Here is a 12,392-nt window from a genome sequence, read left to right on the forward strand (position 1 = left end):
ACTAAAAACCGGTGACCCTAGGGTCACCGGTTTTTGCTTTTTTGGTTCGTAGAATTTAAAGGTGTAATAAATATGGCTGAAGAGCTAGAGATAAAACTGAGTCTTGCGCCTGATCATTTAATGAAGGCGTTCAATTGGTTGCAGTCTCAGCCAGAGGCCGAAAAGGGGAGCAAGAAGTCACTGGTGAACTGCTACTATGACACGCCAGATGCGGAGCTTAATCACCAAAAAGCCGCCTTGCGTGTGCGTCAGGCTGGCAGCCAGTATATACAAACCCTTAAAACCCGTGGTGAGTTCGTCAATGGTGCTCACCGCCGCGAAGAATGGGAGTGGCCAGTCTCGGGACCGAATTTATCGTTGGGGTTGCTGGCGGATACATCGTTGGGAGACAGGGTGAACTTAGCTCGGTTGGCGCCTGTTTTTGAAACCAACTTTACCCGCCAAGTGGTCATGCTGGACGATGGCGATGCCGTGATTGAATGCGCTTTGGATGAGGGGGTTATTGCAGGCGGTGGTCGGGAAAAGCCGCTACACGAAGTCGAGTTTGAGTTGGTCTCCGGCGACCCGAAACGCCTGCTTATCTGGGCCGAACGTCTGGCCCAGCAATGTCCGGTTTTTTTAAACCTGATCAGTAAGGCCGAGCAAGGTTACTGTCTTGCGGGCATACACATGGTCGGTTCCGCCGTTATTGAAAACACCGACGAGCAGGATGACCTTGATCGTTTTTTACAACGGCTCAGCAATGCTTGGCTAGAGCAGACAAGCGTCCCGCTTGCAGGTTTGGATATTCAATCGCTGAGAACTCAGGCCGAGGCTTGTGGGTTGGGGCAGTCCTTTGCGTCCGTTATTGAAGCCCTAGAAATGGGACAGCCCTTGCAGGACTTACTGGCCAAACCAGACATTGGTCGGTGTCAGCTCGCATTGTTGGCGAATCGCCTTGGGTCAGGTGCCTAAAATCGCTGTGGCGATGCTGAAGTAAATTAGTACTCCGCTTACGTCAGCAATGGTTGTGATAAGTGGGATGCTCGCCGCGGCCGGGTCAACCCCTAGCCGGTTAAGCAGCAGTGGCAGCAAGATACCGATAAGCCCGCCCGCCAGTACGACGGCTATCATGGTTATGGCTACGATGGTGGCAATGACCATTTCCGTGCGAAACATGCCGACTGCCCAAACTGTTAGGGCCATGGTCAGGCCCAGCGCAGTTGCTACAAACAGTTCCTTGTTGAACAGGCGAAGCCAGTCACGGTTTACCACGTCTCCTGTTGCAATACCTCGTACCACCAACGTGGCAGATTGCGCACCTGCGTTTCCCGCACTGGCCACCAAAAGAGGCATGAAAAACAGTAAAGCCAGATGCGCACCGATGATGTCTTCAAAATGGGCTATGCCCGCACCGGTAAAGATATTGGCAAATACCAGAATAACCAGCCATTGAATCCGGGAGCGGTACAGGGAGAAAGGGGAGGCTGTCGTAATGCCGGTATCCAGATTACTGACCGACCCACCTTTATGGATATCTTCTGTGGCCTCGGCTTCGATAACATCCATGGCATCATCGTAGGTAATAATTCCTACCAAGCGGTTGTGTTCATCCAACACAGGCAACGCCAGTAAGTCGTATTTCGCGATCAATCTGGCAACATCATCCTGAGAAGTGTCGGTTCGGGTTGTTACCAAACCGGTCGCAAGCAGGGAATCGATGACGGCGTCTGGCTTGGCAACAATCAAGCGGCGCAAAGAAACCACGCCGAGTAGTACCTGTTCCTCATCAATCACGTACGATTGGTAAATGGTCTCTTTGTCTTCTGCTGTTTTCCGCAAAATATCTATGGCTTCACTAGCCGTGATGCCAGACTCAAACACGGCGTAGTCCGTGCTCATCAGTGCGCCAGCTGTGCCTTCGGCGTGGGCTAAAAGGGCGGTTAGGTCATCCCTATCTTCCTCGTCGAGCTTTCGGATAAGTTGCTTCTGGCGAGGCTCTTCAAGCAAGTTAAAGAAATCAACCCGATCGTCTGATGGCATCTCAGCGGTCAGCAGCGCAAGCTCTGTTAGGGGTGTTGCTTGTGTCAGTACCAGCTGGGTCTCCGGGTTGGTATAGCCCAGCACCTTCGCTCGCTGGGCCAGCGGGAGACTCTTAAACAGGGAGATACCAGCATCGCCCTCGCTGCTTTGTTCAATAAACTCGGCAAGGTCGGCTGCGTTAAACAGGTTGGCTGCGTCAATAACGGCTTGAGGTTGCCCGGATGCAAGCGCATCTACCAGCGGCTGGAAAAGTACGGATTCCATAGAAAGTGCCTAGGGAAGTTGCTCAGTGGGTAGTGGAAGCGGATGGATCAGTAATGGTCGCATCTTCCTGCATGTTTCTCCATTTCTCCATAAACTTGCGGTAGCGCTCCAGTGCCTCCTTAATCACTTCAAGGTCCGGTGTATCGCTGGATTTCACCAGCACGATAAGTCCTTTCCCCTCAATCTCTTTGCTTATGGGAGGGTGGCAGACAACTTCGTCGTTATGATCGATATACGCCAGTGCAGTCCCAATGCCGTGACGGATCAACGCGCTGACAATGTCCGCCCAGTTTAGATCATCCAGTACCAAATCGTAGCGGTGCGGGTGATCTTGCTCGTAATTGAACATGTCTTCCAACACCTTTTCCGATCCGGGCGCTACCACGGAGCGCACCATGATTTCAGGATAGGTCCGAACAGGGCGTATAACCGCCCGCACACCGAGTTCTTTGTAGCGGCTGCGGTTAGCGTCCGTAACACACTCTACCGTGGTTTTCTGGCCAAGGTTGAGCTCGGCGAGGCGGTGGGAAATGTCGAAAGTCAGGCTGTCCGAGTGGGGGTCAGATTCGTCCGCTGCCAGCACAACAATGTACTTTGCACTTCCCGCGTGCACGGCCTTCAAGGCCTCCGGATCGAAGCCCGAACCGTGGAAATGCACTATGCCCAAATCGGACAGCTCCGCGGGCAGGCCACTGGGGAATTCCCGGGTAAGCAGCATGATAGGTATGGTTTCATAGCCCTGAACAGAACGGATTTGCTTTGCAAAGCGCATGAAATAGGTTACGCCGCCGTGTTTTGGGGTGTTGATGATGACAATGTGGTTGTTCATTTTATAGATCCAGCGTCCGGTTAAAATGCGTTCCCGGCGGTAGAACCGGTACTCAATAAAATCACTGACAATGAGGGTTAGCAGGGTGATAGCGCCCACGAACATGAGCAAAATGGTGCTAATTCGCCCTATATAGGTCACAGGTGCGAAATCGCCATAACCGACTGTCGCGATGGTGGTCATCGACATCCACAGAGATTCGAACAGGGTTAGGTCTTCAACCGCCCAAATAATCAGTATCTGGGTGGTCAGTAGTGCTATCAAAATCATGAATAGACGCTTTACTCGCTCCCTGATGAGCCCGCCCATGGGTATATGGCTCTTCTCATGTTCGGCGTTAAGGGGAAAGCGGTTTCTCAGCATCCGGTGTTGCCCTGTTCAGTCTCGGTTAAGTTCGTTATACAGTAGCGGAAATATAACAGAGAGACAGGGGTTTGCATTATGTCCGAGCCATGGAATTGCCTTCCGTTACCTTTGGCAGATGATGTCGCTGCCAGTTGGGCCTCGGTTTTTCCGGAAGGTTTGCCAAATTGGCTGCTGGACGATGCCAGCGTATCGGAAGAAGTAATTGCTCAGGCTGTCGCCCGCAGCCTCTTTTTACGCCAAACCCTTGAGCGTCATCCGGACCAAGTCCGCGCACTGGTGCAATCGCGGACGCTGGGTGAGCCGACCACCCCCGACTACCTGCAAGCACGTTGGGCTGAGTATCTTGCCGATGTTACTGATGAGCCCAGCTTACACGCAGCCTTACGCCGTTTTCGCCGGGAAATGCAGTTCCGTATTATCTGGCGGGATCTACTGCGCTGGGCCGACCTTGAGGAGACGATGGCTGCGACGAGTGCGTTTGCAGAGGTTTGTATTCAGGGTGCGTTGGACTGGCTGCATGAGGCCGCTTGTGAGCAATATGGCACGCCTTGGGGAAAGGACCCAGTATCGGGTGAGGAGGCGCCGCAATCCTTGGTCGTTATAGGTATGGGGAAGCTGGGTGGGCGTGAACTAAACGTGTCTTCGGATATAGATCTGATTTTTGCGTTTCCCGGTAAGGGCGAAACCCGGGGCAGCCGTCGTTCACTGGATAACCAGCAATTTTTTATCCGTCTTGGTCAGCGCCTGATTCAAGCACTGGATCAGATCACCGCCGATGGTTTTGTCTTCCGTGTGGATATGCGCTTGCGCCCTTATGGACAGAGCGGGGCGCTTGCATTGAGCTTTGCTGCGCTGGAAACCTACTACCAAGATCAGGGGCGAGACTGGGAGCGTTACGCCATGGTCAAGTCCCGTGTGGTGGCTGGGGATATGAAAGCTGGTCAGATTCTTATGGAGAGCCTGCGACCATTTGTGTATCGCAGATACATTGATTTCAGTGCCTTCGAATCGTTGCGCAGTATGAAAGCCATGATTGGTCGTGAAGTGCGTCGGCAAGGGCTGGAGAACAACATTAAACTCGGCAGCGGTGGCATCCGGGAAATTGAGTTTGTGGTTCAGGCGTTCCAACTCATCCGTGGTGGCCGGGATAGGGAACTGCAGCAACGGGAATTGCTGATCATACTAAAAGAGCTTGAAGCCTTGGAGTTGCTGCCACCTCAGGTAATCAACGAGCTCCGCGAGGCCTACGTTTTCCTCCGCAATCTGGAACATGCGCTGCAAGGTATGGAGGATAAGCAAACCCAGTTGTTGCCTGAAAATGACCTGGCAAGAGCACGAGTCGCGCTGATCATGGGGTTTGATGATTGGCACAGCTGCCAGCAGGAACTGGCACGGCACCGGGAAAATGTTGCCACACATTTTGCCAACATCATTGCCAGCGAAGAGGATGATAGCAGCGCTCAGTCATCACTAGACGAAGGTTGGTGCGAGCTATGGCTGGCGGAGGTTGACGAGGTTTCAGACACCCAGTGGCTGGAAAAACACGGCTACGAAGATCCGGCAGCCAGTCTCAGCCTCCTCAGTAGTCTGCGTGATAACCGCACCGTCCAAACTATGCAGACACAGGGGCGCAAGCGCTTGAATCAGTTTATGCCTGTGCTTTTGGAGGCGCTGACGGAAGTAGATAAGCCCTCTGAAACCCTGTCTAGGGTTTTGCAGTTAGTTGAAGCGATATTGCGCCGAACGGCATACATGGTGCTTCTGCTGGAAAATCCGGGCGCCCGTGCGCAACTGGTAAGCCTGTGCAGTGAAAGCCCATGGATTGCGAGACAGCTCGCAGAAACACCGCTGCTGCTGGATGAACTGCTCAACGCCGAAAGCCTATACAGCCCGCCTGCTCGCGACGAGTTGCAGGATGAATTGCGACAGCAAATGCTGCGAATTTCCTATGATGATCTGGAAAACCAGATGGAATCGCTGCGTCATTTCAAAAAAGCCCACACCTTGCGTGTTGCTGCGTCTGAGCTCAAAGGTACCTTGCCTCTCATGAAGGTAAGTGATTACCTGACCTGGATCGCAGAAGTGGTGCTAGATCACGTTGTGGATGTTGCTTTTGCCAACCTGGTGGCCCGCCACGGTTATCCCGGGCAGGCTGAAGGTGTAAATAAGGGCTCGGATTTCGCGGTTATCGGTTATGGCAAGCTTGGGGGTATCGAGCTTGGTTATACTTCGGACCTTGATCTTGTGTTCATTCACACAGCCGATCCGGCCTTGGCAACGGATGGTGATAAGCCTATTGATAATGCGGTTTTCTATACGCGCCTTGGGCAGCGGATTGTTCACATACTTAACGCCCAAACACCTTCGGGCCAGCTGTATGAAGTCGACATGCGCCTACGACCCTCAGGCAATTCCGGCTTGCTGGTTAGTACGTTGCAGGCCTTTGAGAAGTATCAGCGCAATGACGCATGGACTTGGGAACACCAAGCTTTGGCCAGAGCCCGGGGCGTTGCCGGAAGTGCCGAAGCAATTTCAGCGTTTGAAACCGTTCGGCACAACATACTGTGCCAGAGCCGTGATAAAGACAAGCTGCGCCATGAAGTGGTGGAGATGCGCGAAAAGATGCGTGCCAACTTGGGCACGCCGGAGAGCAGGCAAGAAGAGACGTTTCACATCAAACACGATTCTGGCGGCATTGTGGATATGGAGTTTATGGTGCAGTACCTGATGCTCGCCTGGTGTGAGTTGCATCCTGAGTTGACCCAGTGGTCTGATAATATTCGGCAGATGGAAGAGTTGGGTAGGGCAGGTGTATTGCCTGTAAGCGATGCAGAGAAACTGCGCGAAGCCTACATTGCGCTGCGCTCCAGCATCCATAGACGGGCGCTGCAGAATCTCAACAGTCAGGTGGCAGGCGATGCATTTGTAGACGAGCGGGTTTACATTCAATCTGTCTGGCAGAAAGTCATGGCGGTATAGCGTGCCTGCTGTCGTTCCGTCAAAATTTCCTGCTAGAATGCAAGTTCCCCCAAAACCGCTTTTTTTAGGAGCAACGAAGCATGTCGATGGCTGATCGCGATGGCGTTATCTGGCTAGATGGAGAAATGGTTCCCTGGCGTGATGCCAAAACCCATGTCCTGACCCACACCTTGCATTACGGCATGGGCTGTTTTGAAGGCGTGCGCGCATACAACACTGCGAATGGCCCGGCTATTTTTCGCCTGAAAGAGCACACCGACCGTTTGTTCCGGTCCGCTCATATTCTGAATATGAAAATGCCGTTCACCAAGGAAGAATTGAACGATGCCCAGTGTGCTGCAGTTCGTGAGAATAATTTGGATGAAGCCTACCTGCGCCCGATGGCATTTTTGGGCTCTGAAGGCATGGGGCTGCGTGCAGACAACCTGAAAGTGCACGTGATGATTGCAGCATGGAGCTGGCCGTCTTACATGTCGCCGGAAGCCAAGGAAATCGGTATTAAGGTGCGGACCTCATCCTATACCCGTCACCACGTTAATATCACCATGTGTAAAGCCAAAGCCAATGGCAACTACATCAACTCCATGTTGGCGTTGAACGAAGCGATCGCCAGCGGTTGCGAAGAAGCCCTGTTGTTGGATAACGAAGGCTATGTGGCTGAGGGCTCCGGCGAAAACATATTCATTATGCGTAATGGGGTGCTGCATACTCCAGAACTAACCTCCTGTTTGGAAGGTATTACTCGCCAAACTATTCTGGATTTCGCAGCAGAATTGAACATTCCGGTAAAAGAGCGCCGTATTACACGTGATGAAGTTTACATCGCAGACGAGGCATTCTTTACCGGCACAGCCGCTGAAGTGCTACCCATTCGTGAGCTGGACGGCCGCGCCATTGGCGCAGGCAAGCGTGGGCCGGTAACCGAGAAGTTGCAGGCTATGTATTTTGATGCAGTGAAAGGAAAGCTGCCGCAGCATAGTGACTGGCTGACACACGTGCGGTAATTGCCCAGTGGGGGCGGATTATATCCAGCATAAAGGGGGCACCGGAGGTTATTTGGTGTCCCTCGCAGCCAAAGAACACTTCCGGGAAGAATGGTTTGATCCGGAGTTCTGGGGTGAGCAGGCGGTTTTAATTACTCAGGGTGGTCGAGGCGCCGCGTGGTTTATTCACGCGCCTTGTGGTGAGCTTGTCTTGCGCCACTTTTGCCGTGGTGGGCTACCCGGGCGCTTTATCCGACGAGGTTACGTGTTTACTCGTGAGGAAGCTGTTCGGTCAGTCGCTGAATTCCGATTGTTAAATCATCTCTTCAAGCAAGGTTTGCCTGTTCCTGAGCCCCTCGCGGCAGGCTATCGTTTGCGTGGGCCTCTGCTCTACACCGCGTCTTTAATTGTGCGCCGGATTCCCGATGCGAAGCCTATTGCAGAATGTGTCGGCACCTCTAGTAGCGGAGAAATCTGGCGCGCGGCAGGAAGCTGTGTGCGCAACTTTCACAACGCAGGTGTGTACCACGCCGACCTTAACTGCATGAATATACTGGTTGCAGATCAGGTGTACCTGATTGATTTTGACCGAGGCCGCATAATGCCTGAACACGCGGGAGAGCGTTGGAAGAAAGGCAATATCCGCCGTCTTGAACGTTCAGTGAAGAAGTGCCTAGGTCAACTGGACAGCAACGTGCGTGATCAGTTCTGGCAGGAATTTATGACGGGTTACCGCAGGGCCTGATCAGTATACGGGTGTTTCGCCGGGCGCTGTTCTACGAAAACGCTTGTACTCCCACTGGTATTGGGCCGGAGCCAATTCAATACAGTGCTCTACCGAGCGATTCAGTGCCTTGAGCGATTCAGACATATCTTTAGAGATCATGCCGTCATCTGCTCGCTTTATAACAATTTTGAATCCCTCGCCGTTGGGCAGCCGTTGGGCAAAGGTGATCAGCGGGTGCGCGTCCGTTTTGTGGATCAGCTTTGAGGCGAGCGTCATCGTGACCGCAGGAATGCCGAAAAACGGCGCAAACTCACCGCCTTCTTGTCTTGGGGTTTGGTCGGGCAGCACGCCTACCACGCCCCCGCCGCGTAATATGGCTAGAAGGCGCATAATGCCCCGCCGATCGGTTGCAACCAGCTCGGAGCCGCTGCGGCTGCGGACGTTTTTAATGTAGGTTTCAAACTCCGGGCGGTTTGGTGGGCTATATAACGCGGCCATCTTGTAGCGGGAAGCGAAGAATAGCCCTGCCAGTTCCCAGTTGCCCAAATGCGGTGCTAGAAGGAGCAACCCTTTGCCGTCAGCTTTGTAGTCATCAAGCAGTTCTTCACCCTCAATTTCTTTGATCAAACCTAAGCACCGTTCAACGGGCCACTCCCACATCAACGGAATCTCCATCGCTGTTGCTCCGGTTTCTTGGAGGCTCTGTCTGCCCAACTCTTCGCGTTCTGAGGCTGTTAAATGCGGATAGCAGGCACTAAGGTTTTTGCGCGTGGTTTCTACAGAGCGCCCACCGAGTGACCACACTACGCCCCCGAGAAAGCGGCCGATGTGTTGTGCCCAACGTAGGCTAAGAAGGGATAGTAAGCGGAAAGCCAGAGCAATGAGTTTGGCGGACACAGGAGAAATCCAATCAGCAGAGTGCAAAGCGGAAAAGTACCATTGTCATCTGGCCCGCACAAGCCGATGGCCACGCAGTTAATCTAGGGTTTTCTGTTTTTGATGTGGCTCCGTGATAGAATTTCTCGCTTTTCGAACTGTCGCCCAGTGAGAGGTCATCCCTGCTGCCGGGCGCAAGAACCAGACGTGGCACGGGCAACAACTATGTGGAATCTAATCCAATTGGCTTTTTTCCGATTTGCGGCAGGTGGCTGGATACCGCCCAGATGGTTTGAGCCAAACCTGCCTCCAGAAAATGATCGAGCCGCTCGTAATGGCCACCTAAAGCTGGAAGTTGTCAGTCATTGCTGGAACTACTCGCACTTTCTGGTGTACCAACTCAGTTCTGTTGTGCTTTTTCCGCCCCAAAAGCTTGATGTAACCATGACCGTTTTTTACAGCCCAGACGATGTAAAAACCAAGGCGTTATTGGATTTTTTTGGCCGGCAGAGCGTTCCTGGCGTTACTTGGAACTGGCAACCAGTGCCAAAACAACAGCTTTTTCGTCGCGCTATTGGTCGCAATCGGGCTGCACTCGCCACAAAGGCTGACTGGGTTTGGTTTACGGACTGTGACCTGATGTTTCGCGACGATTGCCTCGATGTTTTGGCTGAGACACTACAAGGCAGGCAAGAAGCACTATTATTCCCAGCCGTTGAGCGCACAACGGACTTGTTGGCTGAAAACAACCCTATGCTTCAGGCGGGCTCAACGGAGCCGCAGGTGCTGGATATTGACACCACATCCTTTACCTCGCGGCAAATATCCAAAGCTACCGGGCCGCTTCAGATTGCCCACGGCGACGTGTGTAGGGCTGTGGGGTATTGCCAAAATATAGGTCTTTATCAGCAGCCTGTAGAGAGCTTTGCAAAATGCCATGAAGACCGGGCATTTCGTTGGCTGCTGCGTAGTCAGGGCGAGCCCATTTCAGTTCCCGGTGTTTTTCGAATTCGGCATGTTGCGAAAGGGCGTTACAGTGGTAACGAGACTCGAAGCAAGTTTAGAACATGGTTGCGGGTGTGGCAGTCGCAAAGACGAGATAAAAAGCAGGGAAGCGTTTCGGCGAATGACTAGCTTTGAAGGAGTGCCAGAGTGAACGCGTCGGGATCAACAGGTAAGGCAGGGGTAGCGTCAGCTTCTTTCTCTGCCCGAGTGGCGTCTAAATTCCCTGTTTTGATGGCTGTTTGGCTCTTTCTCGCTGTGTTGGGGCCGCATCAAGAACTCTACAAGGTCTTTTTCCACGGCATAATCGCGCCAGCTGTGCTGGTGTTACTGTTTTCGAAAAGGCTTAGCTTTGCGGGAGTTGATTCCCTCTTAAACGTGGCGTTGTGCTTTTTCGTTTACGCAGGGATAACTACATTTTTTATTGGGCTTGGTCCGATTGATGGACATTTTCGAGCCCTGCGATGGTCTATCGAGGCGGCATTTGGTCTTCTTGCTCTTTGGGCATGGCTGCCCGATGTAATGCGCCGCCCCGTGTGGTGGGCCAAATATCTTTTGGTTATTACATGTTGCGCTGCATTAGCCGGAATTTTGAAGTTTGTACTTTTGGATGACATGCAAGGTCGACTGACGGGCTTTGGCGGCTTGCATAATCCTATCCATGCTGGCGCCGTGTTTATCGTGTTTCTGGCGATTGCGCACTTTGTTCTGGCCAAGCAAGTCGCGCCAACAGCAATAAGAGACCGCCTTCTGCTGTTGCTTACCTTGGCTCTCGTCGCAGTGGCCGTGCTGCTCTCCGAGAGTCGTGGTCCCATCGTTGCGATGCTAGCTTATTTGCCATTTATAGCCATCGTTGAGCTGCACTCTGGCGTTAGGCTCAGGAGCTTCATTATTTCGGTTATCGCTATAGCCATGGTAGTTGGTGCGGTAGTAATCACCTATGGCCCCGAGTCGTTAATGGATCAATTGATGGCTAGAGGAACCTCTTATCGGCTAGAAATTTGGAGGGGGTATATAGACTATCCGCCGGACTCTTGGTTATTTGGATTCGGGCTGGGAACAGAAAGTCAGTACGTCCCTGCAGTGGAGGCGTTTTGGAAACCCAATGGCATCCCCGTTTTTCACCCTCACAGTGTGTATGTGGGTACGCTAGTAGAAACAGGGATTATTGGTGTGCTGTTCCTCATTCTAATGGCCGTGCTGCTATTTAAGGCTGTATACAGTTCAGCGCTGGCGAGTCAGGAAAAGGTGCGCTTAGTGGGCATACTTGGGTTGGTGTTTATTCTCACATTGACTGTTTCACAGGGCGTTATCTCGTCAATAAAAATGCTGTGGTTGTTTTTTTGGTTTCCAGTGGCCTTCGTTTGGTTCTGGAGCAAAGTTCCTCCCGAGCCCACTGATCGATAGGTTATCTATGAATACTAGGCTTCTATTCTGTGTTTTTTCATTCAATCGCGGCCGGTTTTTAGAGCACTGCATAAGTACAATCGAGCAGTGCGTACCGGATGCGGATATTGCGATTTTTGATGACGAAAGCTACGACGACTATACCCGCGAGGTGCTCGCCCGATTCGCTGATAAGCATGAAGTGCTGCAGCCTGGAAACCAATCCACGCACAAGCTAGGGGGCTTGTATGGCAATATGCAGTCGGCGCTGGAGTATGCGGCCGACCGCAGCCTTGTTTGTTTTTTGCAAGATGACATGCAAATTGTCCGGCCTCTTGCTAGCGATGAAATAGCAGGGTTTGATCGCACGTTTGATGAAAATCCAAACCTTGCATTTCTTCATCCTTGTTTCTTGAAAGGGATAAATCGAGAGCGGGACGTCTCAACGTTGGATTTCAATCCCGATTTAGCGGCCTATCGCCGCAGCGATACGGGGCAGAGCGCAGGCCAGTATTTCTCAGCTATTCTGATTGTTCGCCCTTCTAGATTGTTGGATAAAGGCTGGTTGTTTCGTAGAAATGAACCCGAGAACGACCAGCAGGCGAGACAGCATTTCGAGCGGATAGGCCACCTGTTTTCGCCGTTCGCAATGTGGCTACCAGAGGTGCCCGCATACCGCGGAAAGCGTAAGACCCTAGCGTTGAAGTTGGCAGAAAGGGCAAGAGGCTGCGGCCTGTACCCCTATAAGATTATGAGCGAGCAGGAGGTCCGTAACTTAAATACCCGGTCGTCTGATGTGCTGCCTATTGCAGAAGATTTTCTGGAGTGTACGAATAGCAACCTGCCAACGCCTTGGGGATACTATCCCATGCAAGGGAGTCGCTGGCTCAAAAAACTGAATAGCTTAGAGTTGGCCCTTAGGCGTTTATTCAAGCTATAAAATGCTGGCGGCTCTCTG

Annotated in this window: 10 protein-coding genes; 7 read left to right on the forward strand and 3 right to left on the reverse strand. The window is 52.4% G+C overall.

Going from position 1 to position 12,392, the window contains the following annotated elements; genetic code table 11:
* Positions 1-72: 72 nt before the first annotated feature.
* A complete protein-coding gene (locus FE845_RS15455; protein ID WP_200366599.1) occupies positions 73-954 on the forward strand; it encodes a CYTH domain-containing protein in 882 nt (293 codons plus the stop codon).
* Here the strand turns inward: FE845_RS15455 and mgtE are convergent.
* Positions 943-2,286 (reverse strand): magnesium transporter, encoded by a 1,344-nt coding sequence (gene mgtE, locus FE845_RS15460; RefSeq protein WP_200366601.1) that lies wholly within the window; start codon positions 2,284-2,286, stop codon positions 943-945. The two genes, FE845_RS15455 and mgtE, sit on opposite strands and share 12 nt — an antisense overlap.
* A 22-nt stretch (positions 2,287-2,308) precedes the next feature.
* Positions 2,309-3,478, reverse strand: coding sequence for a potassium channel protein (locus tag FE845_RS18865; protein WP_200366603.1), 1,170 nt, complete (start codon positions 3,476-3,478; stop codon positions 2,309-2,311).
* A 78-nt stretch (positions 3,479-3,556) separates the two neighbouring features.
* On the opposite strand from FE845_RS18865, the gene glnE reads away from it, so the two are divergent.
* From glnE to FE845_RS15480, 3 genes are all read left to right on the forward strand, one after another.
* Positions 3,557-6,460 (forward strand): bifunctional [glutamate--ammonia ligase]-adenylyl-L-tyrosine phosphorylase/[glutamate--ammonia-ligase] adenylyltransferase, encoded by a 2,904-nt coding sequence (gene glnE, locus FE845_RS15470; RefSeq protein WP_200366605.1) that lies wholly within the window; start codon positions 3,557-3,559, stop codon positions 6,458-6,460.
* A gap of 80 nt (positions 6,461-6,540) precedes the next feature.
* Positions 6,541-7,464 (forward strand): branched-chain amino acid transaminase, encoded by a 924-nt coding sequence (locus tag FE845_RS15475; protein ID WP_200366607.1) that lies wholly within the window; start codon positions 6,541-6,543, stop codon positions 7,462-7,464.
* A gap of 55 nt (positions 7,465-7,519) precedes the next feature.
* A complete protein-coding gene (locus tag FE845_RS15480; RefSeq protein ID WP_200366609.1) occupies positions 7,520-8,188 on the forward strand; it encodes a 3-deoxy-D-manno-octulosonic acid kinase in 669 nt (222 codons plus the stop codon).
* On the opposite strand, the gene FE845_RS15485 is transcribed toward FE845_RS15480, so the two are convergent.
* Positions 8,189-9,067 carry a lysophospholipid acyltransferase family protein gene (locus FE845_RS15485; RefSeq protein WP_200366611.1) on the reverse strand — a complete coding sequence of 293 codons (879 nt, stop codon included), beginning with the start codon at positions 9,065-9,067 and terminating at the stop codon, positions 8,189-8,191.
* 204 nt (positions 9,068-9,271) lie between these two features.
* Here FE845_RS15485 and FE845_RS15490 point away from each other — a divergent pair, with 204 nt between their 5' ends.
* From FE845_RS15490 to FE845_RS15500, 3 genes are read left to right on the forward strand one after another with little or no spacing between them, the layout of a single operon-like run.
* On the forward strand, positions 9,272-10,180 hold the full coding sequence (locus FE845_RS15490; protein WP_200366613.1) for a glycosyltransferase family A protein: 909 nt from the start codon (positions 9,272-9,274) through the stop codon (positions 10,178-10,180).
* An 18-nt stretch (positions 10,181-10,198) separates the two neighbouring features.
* Complete coding sequence (locus tag FE845_RS18935) at positions 10,199-11,455, forward strand: O-antigen ligase family protein (RefSeq protein WP_200366615.1); 1,257 nt, start codon at positions 10,199-10,201, stop codon at positions 11,453-11,455.
* A gap of 7 nt (positions 11,456-11,462) precedes the next feature.
* Positions 11,463-12,374 (forward strand): glycosyltransferase, encoded by a 912-nt coding sequence (locus tag FE845_RS15500; RefSeq protein WP_200366617.1) that lies wholly within the window; start codon positions 11,463-11,465, stop codon positions 12,372-12,374.
* Positions 12,375-12,392 lie beyond the last annotated feature (18 nt).

This window comes from Marinobacter sp. 1-4A (assembly GCF_016597725.1).
Taxonomy (GTDB): Bacteria; Pseudomonadota; Gammaproteobacteria; order Pseudomonadales; family Oleiphilaceae; genus Marinobacter.